Origin of the sequence: Mesorhizobium sp. M0910 (assembly GCF_040319465.1) — a bacterium.
In the GTDB taxonomy this organism is placed as follows: Bacteria; Pseudomonadota; Alphaproteobacteria; order Rhizobiales; family Rhizobiaceae; genus Mesorhizobium.
Genome location: NZ_JAMYNZ010000009.1, coordinates 141,185 through 158,749 on the forward strand (window position 1 = coordinate 141,185; position 17,565 = coordinate 158,749).

Annotated in this window: 18 protein-coding genes; 3 read left to right on the top strand and 15 right to left on the bottom strand. The window is 61.2% G+C overall.

From position 1 onward, the window contains the following. Positions 1–22: 22 nt before the first annotated feature. From NKH78_RS22855 to NKH78_RS22895, 9 genes are all read right to left on the bottom strand, one after another. Positions 23–1,006, bottom strand: a complete 984-nt coding sequence (locus NKH78_RS22855) for an oligopeptide/dipeptide ABC transporter ATP-binding protein (RefSeq protein ID WP_352884188.1) — start codon at positions 1,004–1,006, stop codon at positions 23–25. Next, positions 999–2,012 (bottom strand): ABC transporter ATP-binding protein, encoded by a 1,014-nt coding sequence (locus tag NKH78_RS22860; protein ID WP_023722128.1) that lies wholly within the window; start codon positions 2,010–2,012, stop codon positions 999–1,001. The genes NKH78_RS22855 and NKH78_RS22860 overlap by 8 nt, the downstream gene beginning before the upstream one ends. After that, complete coding sequence (locus NKH78_RS22865; protein WP_352884191.1) at positions 2,009–2,920, bottom strand: ABC transporter permease; 912 nt, start codon at positions 2,918–2,920, stop codon at positions 2,009–2,011. Before NKH78_RS22865 ends, NKH78_RS22860 begins: the two co-directional genes overlap by 4 nt. Before the next feature lie 4 nt (positions 2,921–2,924). Then, the gene (locus tag NKH78_RS22870) at positions 2,925–3,866 is read right to left on the bottom strand and encodes an ABC transporter permease (protein ID WP_352884198.1); all 942 of its coding nucleotides are present in this window, start codon (positions 3,864–3,866) and stop codon (positions 2,925–2,927) included. Between the two features lie 28 nt (positions 3,867–3,894). Next, positions 3,895–5,457, bottom strand: a complete 1,563-nt coding sequence (locus NKH78_RS22875; RefSeq protein ID WP_352787553.1) for an ABC transporter substrate-binding protein — start codon at positions 5,455–5,457, stop codon at positions 3,895–3,897. Between the two features lie 132 nt (positions 5,458–5,589). Next, the gene (locus NKH78_RS22880; RefSeq protein WP_352884202.1) at positions 5,590–6,030 is read right to left on the bottom strand and encodes a YqaA family protein; all 441 of its coding nucleotides are present in this window, start codon (positions 6,028–6,030) and stop codon (positions 5,590–5,592) included. A gap of 9 nt (positions 6,031–6,039) precedes the next feature. Further along, positions 6,040–7,362 (bottom strand): MFS transporter, encoded by a 1,323-nt coding sequence (locus tag NKH78_RS22885; RefSeq protein WP_352884204.1) that lies wholly within the window; start codon positions 7,360–7,362, stop codon positions 6,040–6,042. Between the two features lie 67 nt (positions 7,363–7,429). Continuing rightward, on the bottom strand, positions 7,430–8,767 hold the full coding sequence (locus tag NKH78_RS22890; RefSeq protein WP_352787686.1) for a cation diffusion facilitator family transporter: 1,338 nt from the start codon (positions 8,765–8,767) through the stop codon (positions 7,430–7,432). Between the two features lie 8 nt (positions 8,768–8,775). Then, on the bottom strand, positions 8,776–9,057 hold the full coding sequence (locus tag NKH78_RS22895) for a metal-sensing transcriptional repressor (protein WP_352787545.1): 282 nt from the start codon (positions 9,055–9,057) through the stop codon (positions 8,776–8,778). A gap of 101 nt (positions 9,058–9,158) precedes the next feature. Here NKH78_RS22895 and NKH78_RS22900 point away from each other — a divergent pair, with 101 nt between their 5' ends. Genes NKH78_RS22900 through NKH78_RS22910 form a run of 3 tightly spaced genes read left to right on the top strand, consistent with a single transcriptional unit; the run spans position 9,159 to position 11,131 of the window. After that, complete coding sequence (locus tag NKH78_RS22900; protein ID WP_352787542.1) at positions 9,159–9,545, top strand: hypothetical protein; 387 nt, start codon at positions 9,159–9,161, stop codon at positions 9,543–9,545. Between the two features lie 48 nt (positions 9,546–9,593). Further along, positions 9,594–10,331, top strand: coding sequence for a HupE/UreJ family protein (locus tag NKH78_RS22905; RefSeq protein ID WP_352884206.1), 738 nt, complete (start codon positions 9,594–9,596; stop codon positions 10,329–10,331). An 11-nt stretch (positions 10,332–10,342) separates the two neighbouring features. Continuing rightward, positions 10,343–11,131, top strand: a complete 789-nt coding sequence (locus tag NKH78_RS22910) for a hypothetical protein (RefSeq protein ID WP_352787538.1) — start codon at positions 10,343–10,345, stop codon at positions 11,129–11,131. Positions 11,132–11,294: 163 nt separating this feature from the next. Here NKH78_RS22910 and NKH78_RS22915 read toward each other — a convergent pair whose 3' ends face one another. From NKH78_RS22915 to NKH78_RS22940, 6 genes are all read right to left on the bottom strand, one after another. Next, positions 11,295–12,008 carry a HoxN/HupN/NixA family nickel/cobalt transporter gene (locus tag NKH78_RS22915; RefSeq protein ID WP_352452073.1) on the bottom strand — a complete coding sequence of 238 codons (714 nt, stop codon included), beginning with the start codon at positions 12,006–12,008 and terminating at the stop codon, positions 11,295–11,297. A 20-nt stretch (positions 12,009–12,028) separates the two neighbouring features. Then, a complete protein-coding gene (locus NKH78_RS22920; RefSeq protein WP_502898301.1) occupies positions 12,029–12,673 on the bottom strand; it encodes a DUF1007 family protein in 645 nt (214 codons plus the stop codon). A gap of 1,378 nt (positions 12,674–14,051) precedes the next feature. Then, a complete protein-coding gene (gene copD, locus NKH78_RS22925; protein ID WP_352517453.1) occupies positions 14,052–14,909 on the bottom strand; it encodes a copper homeostasis membrane protein CopD in 858 nt (285 codons plus the stop codon). A 2-nt stretch (positions 14,910–14,911) separates the two neighbouring features. Continuing rightward, complete coding sequence (gene copC / locus NKH78_RS22930; protein ID WP_352508360.1) at positions 14,912–15,271, bottom strand: copper homeostasis periplasmic binding protein CopC; 360 nt, start codon at positions 15,269–15,271, stop codon at positions 14,912–14,914. A 257-nt stretch (positions 15,272–15,528) separates the two neighbouring features. Next, entirely contained in the window at positions 15,529–16,071 is a 543-nt protein-coding gene (locus NKH78_RS22935; protein ID WP_352452020.1) for a hypothetical protein, read from the bottom strand. Positions 16,072–16,356: 285 nt separating this feature from the next. After that, the gene (locus NKH78_RS22940; protein ID WP_352517454.1) at positions 16,357–17,364 is read right to left on the bottom strand and encodes an AI-2E family transporter; all 1,008 of its coding nucleotides are present in this window, start codon (positions 17,362–17,364) and stop codon (positions 16,357–16,359) included. Positions 17,365–17,565 lie beyond the last annotated feature (201 nt).

A 17,565-nucleotide genomic window follows, 5' to 3' on the forward strand; every position in this document is an offset into this window, starting at 1 on the left:
TCAGGCGCAGAAACGACATCTTTCAGATAACAGGGCGACCCGCGCTATCAGCCAGATGACAGGCTGCAACGCCGCCATGCGGCACCGATCGCAGCATCGGTTCCTCGACACGGCAGACATCGATCGCCACCGGACAGCGCGTGTTGAATCGACACCCCGGAGGCGGCGCGCTCGGGCTTGGCGGATCGCCGGCGAGAATGATCCGGCGGCGTCCAGCTTCGATGCGGGGATCGGGAGAAGGAACAGCCGACAGCAGCGCCTGGCTGTAGGGATGGGCCGGCTCGCGAAACAGCGGGCGGGTCAGGCCGGCTTCCGAGATGCGGCCGAGATACATCACCGTCACGTCCGAGCAGACCTCGCGCACGATCGCCAGGTCATGCGCGACAATGACAATGGTCAGGCCAAGCTGTTTCTGCAGCGACGTGAACAGGTTGACGATCTGCGCCCGGATCGAAACGTCGAGCGCGCTGAGTGGCTCATCGCAGACCAGTATGGACGGCTTCAGCGCGAGCGCGCGCGCAATCGAAACGCGCTGGCGCTGGCCTCCGGAAAGCGAGCGTGGAAGCCGATCGAGCACCGTCTCAGGCAGCGCAACCAGGTCCAGAAGCTCGGCGATGCGGCGCCGGCGCTCGACTGATGAACCGAAGCGATGGATCTGCAGCGGTTCCTCCAATGTCTGATAGACGGACTGGCGGCGGCTCATCGATCCCAGCGGGTCCTGGAAGACGAACTGGACTTCGCGGCTGAACGACTTCCTGTCCGATTTCAGCCATTCGGCGCGATTCCTTCCTCCAATCAGCACGGTGCCTTCGCTCTCCTTCTGCAAACCGACGATGGTACGGGCCAGCGTGGTCTTGCCGCAGCCGGACTCGCCGACGATGCCGTGGAACGCGCCACGCGCGACCGTCAGGTCTATGCCATCGACCGCCCGCACCGCGCCGACACCCGACCGGTTGGCGAAATGCACCTTCAATCCCCTGACCTCGATCGCCGCGGCATTAGACATGGACGGCGATCCCCTCTCGTTTCAGCACGACCGGGCAAGCCACGCGGTGCGGGCTTGTCGACGCGGATATCGTCTGCAACGGCGGCCGGTGCTGCCGGCAACCGGCTTCGACCAATTCGCAGCGCTCGGCAAACCGGCAACCCGGTTCCAGCCGGATCTGGTTTGGCGGCAGGCCCGGTATCTCGCGGGTCGCCGCGCGTTCGTCGGCGCGAAAATCCGGCACCGATGCGAGCAGCCCGCGCGTATAGGGATGGACCGGCCGGGTCAGCACATCCATCGCGGTCCCCTCCTCCGCCACCTGGCCGGCGTAAAGCACGATGACGCGGTCGGCGACGGAGGCGACCACGCCGATATCGTGCGTGATCAGCACGACCGCGATGCCATCCTCGCGCTGGATCTGACGGATGAGCTCCAGGATTTGCGCCTGGACCGTGGCGTCCAGCGCCGTGGTCGGCTCGTCTGCGATCAGCACGCGCGGCCGGGCCGCCAGCGCCAGCGCGATCATCGCGCGCTGCAGCATGCCGCCCGACATTTCGTGCGGATAGCGGTTGTAGCGATCCTCAGGGTCCGGAATGCCGGAGCGTGCCAGAAGCGAGACCGCTTCCTTGCGCGCGGCCTCATGCGACAGGCCGGCGAAGCGGCGGGCCTGGCGGGCCAGCTGCGGGCCGATTTTCAGCATCGGGTTCAACGCGCTCATCGGGTCCTGGAAAATCACGCCGAAATAGCGCCCGCGCAGGTCCGACAATTGCCGTGAACCGATGCTGAGCAGTTCGCTTCCGTCGGCTCGCGCCGATCCCTTCATGTCCACGGTCACGCCCTCGGGCAGCAGGCCGAGCGGACCGAGCGTCATTACGGTCTTTCCCGAACCGCTTTCGCCGACGACCGCGACCGTTTCTCCGGGACGGACGTTGAACGACACCCCGTCCACCGCCCGCACCGAAACGGTGGTGGCGTAGAGGTCGATGACCAAATCTTCGATCGAATAGATCGGCTGAGCGTCGCTCATGCTGAAGTCGTTCCCGTTTCGACGGCGTTACGCTCGGCTTCTTCGCGAGCGCGCGCCTTTCGGCGTCTGCGCAAGGTCGCGCCGCGAACCGGCCGCGGCACCTTTTGCAATGCGAAGGCTTCGCCCAGAAGGTTAAAGCTGACCACGACCAGCGTCAGCGCCAGACCGGGCAGCACGACGAGGCGCGGTACCTCCTCGATGTAGCTCATGCCGTCGACCAGCATCTGACCCCATTCCGGTGTCGGCGGTGCGACGCCAAGTCCGAGAAAGCTGAGCGTAGCGATGGCCAGCACAAGCGCGCCGGCGTCGGCGCTTGCATAGACCACGACGAGGGCAAGCACATGCGGCAGGATATGGCGAACAAAAATCCAGAGATGACCGGCGCCCATCACGCGGGCCGCCTCGATATAGGGCTGCTGCAGCTCGGCGGTGACGACGGCGCGGCTCATGCGGGCATAGTTCGCCCACCACGCCAGGGTGAGCGCCGTGATCATCGACCAGTAGCCGGTGCCCAGAATGCCGATCAACGCCAGCGCGATCACCAGGCTGGGAAGTGCCAGCGCAATATCGATGATGCTGATAAGGACGAGCTCGACACGGCCGCCGACATAGCCGGCGAAGGAGCCGATCGTGACGCCGATCGCCAGCGCGGCGACAAGCACGATCACCATCGCCACCAAGGAGATGCGGGCGCCGCCGACGATGCGGCTGAGGACATCACGGCCGAGATAGTCGGTGCCGAGCCAGTGGCTCCAGCTAATGCCCTCCAATGTCGCCGAATAATCCTGCGCGCTTGGATCGTAAGGCATGATCACCGGGGCAAAGATGCCGACGAACACAAAGCCGATGACGGAAAGCAGCACCAGCCACGGCCAGTCCTTCATGTCCCTGATTGCGGAAATGTTCATCGCCTCATGCCCCCCGCGCCCGGCGCATTCGCGGATCCGAAACAATGCAGATCATGTCGACGATGAAATTGACCATGACGAAGAAGACGACAAACAGCAGCAGCACCGACTGCATGCCGATGAAGTCGCGGAAACGAATCGCCTCGATGAAGAAGGCACCGACGCCACGCAATGCAAACACCGTCTCGACGACGATCGATCCGATGATCATCAGCGTAAACTGCGCTCCGAACGTCGTCAGGAACGGAATGGCGATGTTGGGCAGCGCCTCGCGCAGCAGCACCTGCGTTCTGGTGTAGCCCTTGGCGAAGCCCGTCGTCGCAAACGGCCGCGACATCGCTTCCTGAAGGTTGACCCGAACGACGCGGCTGAGCACCGACGCCGGGAACAACGCGATCGTCACCCATGGCAGAATCCATGAGGTGAAGCCGCTGGTGCCGAAGGTTGGCACCCAGCCAAGCATCACCGAAAACACGATGACCAGCAGCGCTGCCACGAAGAAGTTCGGGGTCGACGCGCCTATCAGCGAAAATGCGTGCAGGAACCTGTCCATCACGCCGCCATTGCTGACGGCGCCAGCGATGCCAAGCGTGATCGACAGGATGAAGGCGAGAACGCCGCCGCCGGCAAGCAGCGCCGCCGTCATCGGAATGCGAGCGGCAAACTCCTGAGAAATCGGCTTTCCCGTTCGCAGCGAAATGCCGAAATCGCCAGCCAGCGCGCTGGCCAGCCAGCGTCCATAGCGGATCGGCAGTGGGTCATGAAGGCCAAGCTCGTTGCCGATCTTGGCGATCATTTCGGCGTCCGCGCCGGGGCCCGCCGCTCGCTCGGCAATCAGCGCCGCAACATTGCCCGGCGCCGCCGCAACCAGGGCGAATGTCAGCGCGGATGCCGCCAGGATCAATAGGCAGGCAAGCAGCATCCGTCGCAGGATCGTGCGCTTCATCGTCAGGCCTCGCTTGGGCTCGAAGTCTTCAAGCCTTCAGCGTGATCGCTTTGAACGGCAGATCATAGTCCGTCGCCGGGAGCGAGAAATTCTCCGCGCGCGGATTGTGGGCCCACAGTCGCTGGCTGACGACGAGAGGACAGATGGCGGTGTTGTCGTGGAGCCAGTCATAGAGGGCCTGCATCTTCAGGTCGCGTTCGGCGCCGCTCGCCTCGAGCGCAGCCTTAACGACGCCGTCGAGCGCGTCGGAGACGTAGATCTTGCCGTCAGGGCCGCTGTCGGCGGTCGAGACGAAGGCGTTGCCGAGCGTGCCGTGCGGATCGTAGGGCGCTCCATAGGTGGTGAAGAAGGCCAGGTCGTAGTCAAAGGCCGGACGCCGTTCATGCATGGTGGCATTGTCCACCGAGGATACCTGGACCTGGAAACCGACCTCGGACAACTGACCCTGGATCATTTCGGCGATGCGCCGCGACCCTGGCAGGGATTCTTCGGAAACCAGAAAGTCGATGGCCAGCGGAGAGCCAGCCTTAGTCCAGGCGCCGCCGCGGCCGACCCAGCCGCCATCGGCGAGTATCTTCTTGGCCGCCACCACATCGCGCACCGGCACGTCATGCCGCTTGCCCGACGAGGGCACGTTCGCCGGAAACAGATCGGCGGCCGGGTCGGCAAAGCCCTCGAACAGCACCTTGGCGATCGCCGCCCTGTCGACCGATGCGTAGACGGCGTCGCGGACGGCCTTGTCAGCGATGATCTTCGACTTCGGCGAATAGCCGAGTAGCATCGTCGCCGTGCCCGGCTCGGCCACGACCTTCATGCCGTCGCTTTCCAGCGCGCGAGCGCGGCGCGGCGACAGCGTCGCCACCCAGTCGCCACCGATGACATCGAGGTCGCCCGAGCGCAGACCATTGGCGCGGGCGAGCTCATCGGGAACCACCTTCAATTCCATCCGGCTGAAGAGCGGCTTTTCGCCCCAGTATTTGTCGTTGCGAACGAGGCTGGTGCCGCTTGAATCGTATTTTTCGACAATCCACGGTCCGGTGCCGATCGGCGCCGTCTGCTTGCCATCCTTGTCGACCGCCTTGGGCGACAGGAAACGGACTGGCCGCACGATGGTGAGTTCAAGCAGTGCCGCCGGCACTGGCCGCTTCAGCTTGACCGTCAACTTGTTCGGTCCGTCCGTGACGATGCTGTCGAACGCGTCGGAGATGCCGATCCAGGAGAAGTCGCTCACCCCCATCCAGCGCTTGAGGTTCCATTCGGCTGCGGTGGAATCGAAGGGCGTGCCGTCGCTGAAGGTCACGCCTTCACGCAGATCGAAGGCGATCGAAAGCTGATCGTCGGCGACTGTCCATTTGGTGGCAAGTCCCGGCTCAAGCGCACCGTTCTGGCCGTAGTGGATCAGCGCATCGAAGACGATGGTGTAGGTACTCAGAGTCGAAACGTTCTGCAGCAAATCGAGATCGCCGGTCTCTGCGGCGATGGCAATCTTCAGCGTGTCGTTCGTTTCGGAAAAGGCACTCCCTGGCAGCGCGGCGGCGAAGGCTAGTCCGGCAGTTGAAACAAGGAAATTGCGGCGGTCGAGAGTGATCATGTCAGTTCCCCATTTTTTGATTAGTTTTGAATCATCCTAACTCAGGTATGCGATATGTCTATACTTATTCGATCTGCGTCGGCTCAAAAACAAGGTCAGAAGCGATGGTCACGGATGTGTTGCCACCAGCCACTACATCCAACTCAGTGTCACCGCCGCGAGTGCTAGGTAGCGGCCAACCTTCGCGATCGTGACCATTGCAAGGAAGCTCCAAAGTGGCTCCCGCAGCGCCCCTGCCACGATCGTCAGCGGATCGCCCACGAGAGGCAGCCAGCTCAACAGCAGCGACCATCGTCCATAGCGCTGGTACCATCGCGTCGCGCGCGTCAGCGCGGAGGGCTTCACCGGGAACCATTTGCGGTCGCGAAAGCGATCGATCCCCCGGCCGAGCCACCAGTTGACGATCGAGCCGAGCACATTGCCTGCGCTTGCGGAGAAGATGAGCAGATCCGGAGCATAGCTTTCCGTCAGAAGCAGTCCCGCAAGGGCTGCTTCCGATTGCATCGGCAGGATGGTCGCCGCCACGAACGCGGTCAGAAAAAGACCGCCATAGACGGCGAGATCGCCAAGCATGCCCGGCGCTCAACTTGCTTTTGGCCATTGCCGGTGCCGATCATCGACGACGAAACCATGCGAATGCTCATAGCCTGCTTCCGACCATACCGCGTTGCCGATGTGCCGGTCGTCCTCGGGCAGATCGGCATGCGTGTGCACAAGCACATCCGGATCGTGTTTGGGCCACAGCCAGACCGCGGCAGACAGGGCTGCCGCGCCAATGACGCCGAGCAGAATGAACGTGAAGGGCAATCCCATCGCCGCGCCGACGCGGCCGGCAATCGGATAGGTGATCAGCCAGCAGGCATGAGAAAGTGCGAATTGAGCGGCAAACAGAGCGGGCCGATCGACGGCATCAGCGGAACGCCTGATCAATCTGCCAGAAGGCGTCTGCGCCAGCGAATAGCCGAGGCCGAGCACGAACCAGAGCGACAGCAGAAGATAGTAGCTGCTGACGAGCGGCCCGGCCAGCACGCCCGCGACCAGGATCGCGGCACCCGAAAGCATCGCAACCCGGTCCGGGACGTTCTCCAGCAGCCTCGGCAGGGCAAGGGCTGCAATCATCGATCCACCGCCGAAGGCTGCGAGCGCCAGCGCCGTGTCGGTTTGGGAGAGGCCAAATTGCGCCTGCACCAGGACGACTGTGTTGACGATCACCATGGCGCTGGCCGCCGCGACGGCCAGATTGAGCGCCAGCAGGCCGCGCAATCGCGGCGTTGCCAGATAGATGCGGATTCCGCGCGTCGTGCGTTCATAGATGCCGCGCGGCTCCGAGGGTTGCGGGCTGGGCAGCACCACGGAGACGACCAGCGCCGCTGACGCCAGGAATCCGACAACCGTAGCGGCGAACAGGCTATGGAAGCTTATGACTGAAAGCAGCGCCGCAGCGAGGATGGGACTGACGACGCTTTCCAGGTCGTAGGCCAGTCGCGAGAGCGACAGGGCCCGCGTATAGTCCTTCTCCTCGGGCAGCACATCAGGAATTGAGGCCTGGAAGGCCGGAGTGAAGCCTGCCGACGCCGACTGTAGGACGAAGATGAGAAGATATACCTGCCAGACTTGGGTAACGAAGGGCAGGAACACCGCGACCGCGGCCCGGACGAGGTCGAGGGAAACCAGCATGGTCCGGCGTGGCAGGCGCTCCGCGAACGCGGCGGCGACAGGCGCCACGCCGACATAGGCGATCATCTTGATGGCGAGCGCCGTGCCGAGCACCGCGCCGGCATCGGCGCCGGCAAGATCATAGGCTAGCAGCCCGAGCGCCACGGTGGCAAGGCCAGTGCCGATCAGGGCGATGACCTGGGCCAGGAAGAGATGACGGTAGGTGCGATTGGCCAGGACCTGAAGCATATTTTGCCTTCTTGCAGCGGATTGGGGTTCGTCGAGCCAGGAATGTAGCGCGAACAGCCCGCCTGTCTCAGTGGTGGTGACCTTCGGGTTCAACCATCTTGAACGGCAGCACCTGCTCGCGACCTTTCGCGGCCAGGATCAACCTCGCTTGGAACTCATGCGGCTCGGCCGGAGCAACCGTGCTCTCAAGCCGGTGATGGTTGTCGGCGACGGCTTCGAGGCGAAGCGTCTCTGGCCCGTTGGGCCGGTCGATGATCACAGTCGCTGTCAAATCATCGGCGTGCCGTTCTATGGTCAGCCGCATGCGCTCGCCGGCCGCCGTGTCGACGATTTCCAACGTCCCTTCAGCCAGATCGCAGGCGACCTTGAAGGGCTCCGGCGCATGATGGTGAGCATGAGAGGGTTCCCTGCCAGTGACGGCCGGCCCGGCCGGACTCACCAGGCGGACATTGGCTTCCGCCAACGCCGGCAAGTGGGCGAACAGCTCCTCCTTGAGGGCTTCGGTTACGCCCAGCACGTTCTTGGCCGTCGCCGTCTCCGGAACACTGATGGCGACGTCGGCATGCAGACGATGTCCGATCCAGCGTGCCTGCACATTTTCAACGCGCCCGATGCCCGACACGTGTTCGGCGGCATGATGGATTTCGTCGATGACGCCGGGCTCGACTCCGTCGAGCATGCGGGTCAATACGGCTTTCGACGACTGCCAGACGATGGCGAAGATCGCCACGGTGATCAGCAGCCCGACGATCGGATCGGCAAGCGGAAAGCCCAGCCAGACGCCGATAGCGCCCAGCACGACCGCCAGGCTGGTAAAGCCGTCGGTGCGCGCATGATAACCGTCGGCGATCAGTGCCGCGCTGTTGATCTCGCGGCCGACACGGATACGGAACACAGCGACGGCCTCGTTGCCTATGAAGCCTATGAGGCCGGCGATGACGACCCAGCCAAGAAATGTGATGGGACGCGGATTGATCAGCCTGTCGATCGCCTCATAGCCGGCGACGATGGCGCTGAACAGGATGATGAGAACGATGACGATCCCAGCCAGATCCTCGACCCGGCCCAGCCCGTAGGTGAACGTCTTGCTCGGTTTGCGGCGGGCCAGCACGAACGCGATCCACAGCGGTATGGCAGTGGCCGCGTCGCCGACATTGTGGATCGTATCGGCCAGCAGCGCCACGCTGCCGGAGATGAACACGACCACAAGCTGGAGCGCTGCCGTGATGGCCAGAACGACGAATGACCATTTGATCGCCCAGATGCCGCGCGTCGTCGTGGCGATCGTCGGATCTATGACACCGTGTGTGTGGCCATGGCCACCATCATCGTGATCATGCCCGTGGCTGCCCATGCCATGCGTCATCGGGCCAAATCCAAACCAGTCGCGAACTTTGTCCATAATGGCGCTTCTCACAGGTACTTGGTGATATCCTTGAACTCGTCGATCGAGCGGCGCTGCTCGCGCGCCAGCGGCCCGACGACGTCTTCAAGGCAATGGTTGAGATGATCCTGGATCAGGGTCTTCTTGGCTTGCGAAATGGCCTTCTCGACAGCATGAAGCTGCTGGGCGAGGTCGAGGCAGGGCCGGCCCGCCTCGATCATTTCGATGACACCCTTGAGATGTCCGCCAGCCCGTTTCAGGCGCTTGACGATATCGGGATGGGTTTCGTGGGCGTGGAGTTCTTCGCTCATTCTTCGTAACTATCCTCCTGGAGGGGATATGACAAGCCTCAAAGAGGCCCCGATTCCGGTGCAGGCAACCATTCGTAGATTTTAGAGACTAATCGCCAGTCATGCCGAATCGGATCAGCAGCCCAGTCCTTTGTCTCGTCATCGCCTTGGCGATGATGTTCGGCGTGCTGCGTCCTTTCGGCTATTCAGCCTCGCATGATCCGATCGCGCTTGCCGCCGCCGCGGCCGAGCGTCACGCCGGAGCCGCCGCGCAGATCGAAGATCATGGCCACGCACATGATGACGGCGTCGCCGACGAGCAGAGCCCTGGCCATTTTCACGGGCACAATGCGGCCGACCACTCGCACGAAACGGCGAGTACGCCCGCCGACTTCGCGCCGACCGTTCCACAGATCGAGCGGGGCTGGCTAAAGTATCAGCCGACTTTCGTCGATCCGGACACGACATTCCGGCTTGATCGACCGCCGAGACCATTCCTCGCAGCATGATCGCGGCCGCTCACGCGGCCACCCTCAACGACGAAGATTGGAAATCTTATGCAAGGACCCTTCGACCGGGGCCGGTCACGCTCGCATCGCGAACGTTGGCGACCCACCCTGCCGCTGCTTATCGCTCTCCTGACCCTGCCGCTGCTGACCGGAGCAGCCTTTGCCCATGCCGTCGCCGCCGGCGACAAGGGCTATATCCAGGAAATCTCGGGCATCAACGTGTTGCCCTTCATCTATCTCGGGGCCAAGCACATGGTGACCGGATACGACCACATCCTGTTCCTGTTCGGGGTAATCTTCTTCCTCTACCGGATGAAGCATATCGGCATCTATGTCAGCCTGTTTGCGCTCGGCCACTCCACGACCATGCTGCTTGGCGTCTACTTCAACGTCGGCATCAACAGCTACATCATCGACGCGATCATCGGCCTTTCCGTGGTCTACAAGGCGCTCGACAATATGGGCTCTTTCCAGCGATGGCTCGGCTTCCAGCCGAACACCAAGATCGCGACGCTGGTCTTCGGCTTCTTCCATGGTTTCGGCCTGTCGACGAAGATCATCGAATACAACATCTCGCCGGACGGCCTGGTGCCCAACCTTTTGGCCTTCAATGTCGGCGTCGAGATCGGGCAGCTCTTGGCTCTCGGCGCCATCCTGATCGTGATGGGCTACTGGCGCCGGACACGAAGTTTCTGGCGCCACGCCTATACCGCAAACGTCATCATGGTGACGGCTGGTTTCCTGCTGATCGGATATCAGCTCACCGGCCTGTTCGTCGCCGCATAAGGAACCGAATCATGTACAACACCGACCTTCCCAGCCGCGCCGATTTGCCGACGTCAGCGCAGCTCAAGCGCTCCACCTTCATTGCCGCGCTGACGGCTTTCGCATTGCTCATCACGGTCGTCATGCCGTCCGAGTATGCGATCGACCCGACCGGAGCAGGCAGATTGCTCGGCCTCACCAGAATGGGCGAAATCAAGACACAGCTGGCAGCCGAGGCGGCAGCCGACGAAATGGCCAGCGCGAAGGCACCAACCGAGCGGATGACGCAAATGGTCCCTCCAGCCGAGTTGATGGCGCGCATGGACCGAATTGAAAACCTCCTCGTCGCCCTGACCGCCGAACGGCCTGCTTTGCAGCCGTCGCCAACTGGGGAGGCCATATCCCAAGACAATGTGACAGTTGGAGAGATCGCTCCTGCCGAGGCTCCGGCCATTGCTACAACGCCTGCCACCGAAGCAACCTCGGAAGCCCCGATCCAGCCAGATGGAAGGCAAGACGAGCTATCCTTCACGTTGGCGCCAGGCCAGGGTGCCGAAGTCAAGCTCGTGATGCGGCAGGGCGCCAAAGCAAACTTTTCCTGGACAGCTGACGGTGGCGTGGTGAATTTCGAGACGCACGGCGATGGCGGCGGTCAGTCCGTAAGCTACGAAAAGGGTCGCAGCGTTCCAGCTGACGAAGGTGCCATTGAAGCCGCCTTCGATGGAAATCACGGCTGGTTCTGGCGGAATCGCGGTGACAGCGACGTGACCCTGACGATCCAGACTGAAGGCGACTACATCGACATCAAGCGTATGATCTAGCGCATACAGGGTCGCCCGGCGCCACTTCGAGCGTCGGGCGTCACCTATCCGTCTGTTCCACCGACGAGCGCAGATGCGCGTCGAACTTTGCGCCGCTACGAAGACACGGCTGACCTCCAGGTAAACGGGTCTTGATTCACCGCTCGATCTGGTTCACCGCATTTCAGCCCGACGTGATCTGCCAAACGGCTACGCCGGCAAGCGCCAAGCCGGCAGCGCCCTCAATGGCTCGGGAAATGGCATCGAACAGGCGTGGCCGGCTATCGAAAAAATGGACCAGACGTTCACGAAACAGGATCGACAGCACCGCAACGCAAGACAGCGTCAGCGCCACGCCGGCCATCATGGTGATTGCGAAAAGAATGCCGGCGACCGGAACGCCTCTGGATATCGCAAAGGTCATCACGAAAAGCGTCAGCGGGCATGGGATCAGGCCGGCCATGACGCCGACGGCCTCGCCCTCATGCTTGTGGTGATGGCCGTGGCTCAATGCGCGCCAGAGCATCCAAATGCCGATCAGGCCAAGCAGGCCCCGACTGACGTCTTCCAGCAGCGGGGCGCGGCCAACACTGCCCAGGGCAATCGATACCAACGGCAACGAGAGCGCCGCGATCAGCACGGCAATCGTTACATGCGTGAAGGAGAGTGTCAGCGACACCAGAAGCCCACGCCGGACGCTGGCGTCCGATCCTGCCAGATAGGTGGCCAGGACAGCCTTGCTATGGCCCGGCGTCAGCGCATGCGCCGCACCGAACAGAATGCCCATGGGCAGAAACGCCGTGAACGCCAGCCAACCGCCGCCGGCCGCAAGCAGTTTGATCTGCTCGGCCAGCGCCAGGTAAATCGTGCGTTGGAACTCGACCAGCGTCTGGAACATGGCCATCGAACCGGCTCCGGTCAGCCGCACGTCAATTCGAGGCGAGTCGCGAAAATCTTGCCGAGATCGGTCCCTGTCGGATCACTGAAGAACGCGTCTGTCAGGCTCTTCTGGTTCTGCGCGATGGCCGTGTCCGGATCTGGACGGACGACGGAACGTGAGCAGCCTTGCGGCAGACCGGCCACCGCAAGCTTGTCGTCGTCGGTAAAATCGATTGCCGTGTAGAAGGTCGGATCGTAGACACCGATGCTGACTTTTCCAGCAAGGGCCAACGGGTCCTTCGGCTGCGTTTCGAACTGGACGACGAGTTGATCGTTTTCATAGCTGACGCTGAACTTCGGCGGTGGCGCCATCGTCACGTCCTTGCCGTTCAAGGTCACCATCTGAAAGTAGTTGTACTCGGCCAACGACGCATGGACGGTGAGAGCGACTTCATCGAGTTCCTTCGCATCAAGGACAAGGTCGGAATTCTTGTCGAATTCCATCAGCACAGTGCTGGAAAAGAGGTCGTCGAAACGCCAGAGATGCCGAAGCGACTTGACCGTCCTGTCTGGACCGACGGTCAGGTCCAGCTTCGCTTCGGCAAAGACATGCGGATGGGCGTTCGCTGCCGCGGTGGAAGCGAGCAATAGCGCCGCGCCGGATACCATGCCTGTCAGTTGCATTTTTCGCTCACATTTCGCTCGTCGATTCCGCATCAGGCAGGACACCTGCCATTGCAAGCAGGCCGAAATGGGACGGGCCAAAGCCCATACCAACCTTGATCGATCAGGGCTGTGTTGCTTCATCTAAGGAGGCAGCTACCCAAGGTCGCCCTTCAGCCAATGTTTGAGCATGATCACCGCGATACCAGCAAGGATTGCCAGCACTATCATCCAGATGATCTTTTGCCGATCGCTCAATTTCCTGCTCCTGATCGATTCAGAGCATTCCTATCGCGAGTTCCTTGCAAACGCAAAAAGCCCCGCGTCCCGTGCAGATAACACCAGCCGATCCGCCCTAGTCGTCGGCGATCGAGCTTGCAATGACCGTGTTCGATGTGATCCGGACCTCGGGAACGTCAAATAGACAAGTGCTTGCGATTGCCGACTGTCAATATGTAGAGTTTGGAAACTTGCATTCCGTTTCTGTCCCCGCCGATTGTTTCGGCATCCGTCCGGGCGAAGAAACGCTCCTCGAATGCCCGCGCGGTCGACATCGAATAGCTTTATGGAGCAAGTTTGCACGGACTTGCCATTCAAGTGGCTTTTGTCACCGCGATCATGGTTTTGGCCGGGAGGTCGTCACCGGTCGCCTCCCAGCCCTGGAAGGCGCCTACGTCACCGACGGGGGCAAGTGCTGCGTCGCCGGACAACGGAGTCCATCCGCGTCTCTTGGCCGCAGGACGGTTCGTTCGAAGTCAGGTCCATGGGCAAGACAAATACCGTGAAAAGCTTCCAACGCCAGATCGACATTTATCGGCACGCACCAGCGGCGATCTCAGGCATATAGCAGCGAGCGCCGGGATAAAGAGGGGCTTCGACATCAGCACACCGCAGGGTCAAAAAATGGACCCTCTGGCACGTTAGTCAAGAGTGCCATTTGGCGGGCCCAGCGGCTGCGACGAGATCGACCTCCATCCGACTGTCGGCGGCTGCGCCGTCGCGCCGTAGTATCATTCGCCAGTTATTCTCCGACGCGGTCCGCATTGAAGACCCGCGGTAGCCGTCGAACTTGTCGCCAGTTATTCTCCGACGCGGTCCGCATTGAAGACCCGCGGTAGCCGTCGAACTTGTGTGTCCATTCCCTCGGCCCTCGGGAGGCTTCTCCACCAGGGTGGGGATCAAAGGAGCGATGGACGCTGGCCGGCTGGTGCTGGCAGTTACTCGTTTACGCATGGAATCGTGTCTAGGTCGCAGGCATATATCCGCGCTCCACACGTCCCGACGTTGGTTGAGATCGGCAGCCAGACCGGCCAGCCACTCTGTGCGCCAGGCGGATAGAGGTGAGTGTCGATCGCGAATTGCAGAAACGTTGCCAGCCAATAATTGCAAAGTCAGCGCGTCACGCGTACGGATCCATAAGCCCCAGCGCGCTTACATCCATAAGCACCCCAAACCCGATGATCTGCTCCAGCGCAACGTTGCGAGACAATGTGCCCAAGCTTTTGGCCGGTTCGGACTTCATGCGGCTGACCAGGGCGTATCGATTGTAGACCGCCAAACCGACCATCGCGACGAATAGGCTGATCTTGAACAGGAGAATTCGACCGTAGCTGTTGCGCGGATCGGGGAACGAGCCAAGCATTAGCCAAGTGGTCATAGCGCCCGTAAAAAAAATGAGCGCAACCGCCACCATACCAAAGCGGGAGAAGCGCCACAGGACGGTCTCCACGCTTGCGACTTCGGATGGATGCCGCCGCGCTGCCGCGATTAGCAGGCCGAGGGGCAGGAGGCCACCTATCCACGCCCCGGCACTTGCAACATGGAGAGCTTGAGTCAGTGAGGCTTGAAGGCCCAACGCCGCCGCGTGGCCCTGCCAACCCTCACAGGTCAGTAGCAAGAAAGCCGGCCCGACGATCAATTCGGGCCGCCCCGAGAAGCTGATCACCGGGAGCAGGAGAACGAGCGAAAGGCGAACAAACCAAACAGTTCCGAAGTCGCTTTCCATGAGAACGCTGCGCAAGGTGTCAACCATACCCTCGCGTCCGGAGAGCCCGGCCGTAAAGCACAGCAGCCAAATTGCCGCGAAGATTGCGGCCGCAAGTGCGAGGGCAGGATTGATGTTACGGGGTAGAGGCGCAAGCGCGGGAGCCGCGGTTTTGTCTAGCGCATAGAAAGGGAAGAGTGCCGACCCGAATAGAATCATCACTGAGAGGAAGTAGACCCACCGGGCGAAGGCCAGAGTGCCATCAACGTCCATTTCTACGGTCTGACTTCAAATTTGAAATTGCCCTTCACCTTGTGCCCGTCTGCTGACAGCACGTGCCAATCAACTTGATAAACACCCGGCGCAAGGGACCTTGATACAGGTGCCACCATGTCCTTATCGCGCACCGCGATCTCCGTGGTGATCTTCGCACCATCCGGCCCCGACAGATCGATGCCCGAGAATCGAGCCTCAATGGGTTCGCTAAAGCGCAGTCGAATCTCAGTGGGCGGAGCGGCAATGGTGCTATTGATCTCTGGAGTAGCCTCGACCAATCGAGCATGCGCAAGCGCCTGGCCGGATAATGGCACGCTCCACAGCGCAACTGTGGCGATCATTCGGATAGTTCGGTTCAACGCGAACTCCTCCCGCGATGACGGTCATCAAGACTATGCACTTTCTGACGAATATACGAATATTTGGTGTTGCAGGGCCGCCACCGTTCGAGCTGTCACGAAATTTTCCATTTGCCGGAAAAGTGATGGGAAATCAGGCCAACACGCTACCGACCGCCGAGACTCTCGATTGAAGGTCACGGACGCCGCAAGCGTTTGTAATTATCAGGACAAGCGCGGGCGAAACAAGCGTTTGCGCCCGCGTGACTCCATTTCAGCTACTTAACCGGGATCATGAGATGTGCGTATGGAGTGCCCGGCCACATCACATAGGGCTTGGATGTGTCAGGCTTGGGGTCCGTCGGATAGCCCTGCATCATGTCCATTGCGTTGACGATCATCACATGCGGGCCGGTCTCTATCCAATTGTTGCCTTCCTCGGGCTTCGTCGCATAGGGATCGGTGTTGCTGCCATCGGTACCGCCGGACAGCATGTACATGAAGCCGACCTTGCCCTTGGGCGGTTCCTTCTTTTCCATCCATGCCATCGCCCATTCCATCGCGTTGGCATCGCCGCACATTGGGTCCGGGCCGGGCGTGGACGGGCTGTCTGGCATGCACCAGAAGCCGTTCTTGCCCTCGCGCAGGGTGCGCATGGCGCCCTTTTCATCCGCGGCGTAGACCGCAGCGCCGCTTGCCACGGCAGGGGGTGCAGCAGATTCAGCGCTCTTGATCATCGCAGCGTCGTCGGCGGCTGCGCCTTGCATCGTAACCAAACTGCCTGCCGCCAAAAGGGCAGCGACCGTCAGAAGCCGTTTCATGGCCGTTCTCCGGTTGAGTTGATCTTGTGCATGATATCCGACGCACGGCTTTCCGAAGCCGTTTGTCGGTGATCAAATACTAGCAGATTACATGCCTCCGGACAATTTACGTTTTAGCGCTGTCTAATGTCTTTGCAGGGGGCGTGCTATTAAACGGGGGCCTTCAATCGGTCACGAAACTCCTGAGGGTTCACTAACCAAGATGGTGCTGTTCAGCGAGTGGTCAAATTTGCGCGGGTTCCCAGCAACTTTGCTTGCGTCGTCAAATCGCCACCTGCCCTAACCCTAGATTAGCCCGCGCATCGCCAGTTCAGCCTTCAAATAGGCATAATAGATCGGCGCGGCGACAAGACCCGGCATACCGAACCAGGCTTCCATGAAAACCATCGCCAGAAGAAGCTCCCAGGCACGCGCATTGATCCGCGAACCGATGATCTTGGCGTTTACGAAGTATTCGAGCTTGTGAATGATGATGAGAAAGGCAAGCGAGCCGAGCGCTGCAAGGAAGGAGATGCTGAGGCTGACAACCACGATCACCGTGTTGGAGATCAGATTGCCGATGACCGGCAGAAGGCCAGCGACGAAAGTCAGCGCTATCATTGTCCTGATGAATGGCAGATCGATGCCGAAGGACGGCAGAACAGCGACGAGATAGATCGCCGTCAGAAACGTATTCAACGCCGAAATCCGGATTTGCGAGAACACGATGTTGCGAAAGGCCTTGCTCAGAATGTTGACACGATCCGCCAGCGCGACCGCCAGTGGGCCGGGCTCGCGCGATGGCGCCGCCGAGCTCACCGCGATCAAGCCGCCGATCACCATGCCGACGACAATGTGGACCACCAAGACGCCAACATCCCGCCCAACGAGTTGAAGCTGGCCGGCATGTTCGCGGAGCCACCGGGCCGCGAACACTTCCAGTTCCTCGATGTTTGATGGAAAATAGGCCATCGCCCAGGTCGGGAGATGGACGCGCGCGGTATCGATGATCTCGGCCATCTTCTTGAGGAGCGTCACGACGTTCTCCGAACCGCCAGTCAATTGCGACATGCCGCTAAAGATAGCGGCGGCTATCAGGAGCGTGAAAATCAATGCCACCAAGGTCAGCGCAAGGCTTTTGGTCAGGCTGTTGGAGACGCCGATTCGATGGAGCATCGGTGCGGCGAAATGAACGATGTTGAACACGAGAAGGCCCGAAAGCAGTGCCGGAAGCAGTCCGAGTTCGAGAACGGCGACGAGCGCTATAAGCGCAAGCAGGCACGACGCGAGATAGAACCATGAGAAAGTCAGCACTTTTCACCTGCAGAAGCAGCCAAGTCCTCTCCGGGTTTCATTAGCTTTGATACCCGGTGATGCGCAAGCGAACACGCGTTCAACACGTGTGTAAGGCTAACCGCCTCGCAGATCCCATGCTTGCGCGCCAGGTCGCCCGCTTTTGCCCCGCCTCATGCTCACGCAGGACTCTTCCGTAAACCGCATTCTCTTCATCAGTCC

What these genes read in the sequence shown, in the direction of transcription:
- NKH78_RS22860 (WP_023722128.1), bottom strand. Translation starts at nt 2,012, where the DNA reads ATGAGCGACGCTCAGCCGATCTATTCGATCGAAGATTTGGTCATCGAC.
- NKH78_RS22935 (WP_352452020.1), bottom strand. Translation starts at nt 16,071, where the DNA reads ATGAAACGGCTTCTGACGGTCGCTGCCCTTTTGGCGGCAGGCAGTTTG.
- NKH78_RS22855 (WP_352884188.1), bottom strand. Translation starts at nt 1,006, where the DNA reads ATGTCTAATGCCGCGGCGATCGAGGTCAGGGGATTGAAGGTGCATTTC.
- NKH78_RS22915 (WP_352452073.1), bottom strand. Translation starts at nt 12,008, where the DNA reads ATGTTCCAGACGCTGGTCGAGTTCCAACGCACGATTTACCTGGCGCTG.
- copD (WP_352517453.1), bottom strand. Translation starts at nt 14,909, where the DNA reads ATGGACGTTGATGGCACTCTGGCCTTCGCCCGGTGGGTCTACTTCCTC.
- NKH78_RS22870 (WP_352884198.1), bottom strand. Translation starts at nt 3,866, where the DNA reads ATGAAGCGCACGATCCTGCGACGGATGCTGCTTGCCTGCCTATTGATC.
- NKH78_RS22875 (WP_352787553.1), bottom strand. Translation starts at nt 5,457, where the DNA reads ATGATCACTCTCGACCGCCGCAATTTCCTTGTTTCAACTGCCGGACTA.
- NKH78_RS22865 (WP_352884191.1), bottom strand. Translation starts at nt 2,920, where the DNA reads ATGAACATTTCCGCAATCAGGGACATGAAGGACTGGCCGTGGCTGGTG.
- NKH78_RS22895 (WP_352787545.1), bottom strand. Translation starts at nt 9,057, where the DNA reads ATGAGCGAAGAACTCCACGCCCACGAAACCCATCCCGATATCGTCAAG.
- NKH78_RS22885 (WP_352884204.1), bottom strand. Translation starts at nt 7,362, where the DNA reads ATGCTTCAGGTCCTGGCCAATCGCACCTACCGTCATCTCTTCCTGGCC.
- NKH78_RS22910 (WP_352787538.1), top strand. Translation starts at nt 10,343, where the DNA reads ATGTACAACACCGACCTTCCCAGCCGCGCCGATTTGCCGACGTCAGCG.
- NKH78_RS22900 (WP_352787542.1), top strand. Translation starts at nt 9,159, where the DNA reads ATGCCGAATCGGATCAGCAGCCCAGTCCTTTGTCTCGTCATCGCCTTG.
- NKH78_RS22920 (WP_502898301.1), bottom strand. Translation starts at nt 12,673, where the DNA reads ATGCAACTGACAGGCATGGTATCCGGCGCGGCGCTATTGCTCGCTTCC.
- NKH78_RS22905 (WP_352884206.1), top strand. Translation starts at nt 9,594, where the DNA reads ATGCAAGGACCCTTCGACCGGGGCCGGTCACGCTCGCATCGCGAACGT.
- NKH78_RS22880 (WP_352884202.1), bottom strand. Translation starts at nt 6,030, where the DNA reads ATGCTTGGCGATCTCGCCGTCTATGGCGGTCTTTTTCTGACCGCGTTC.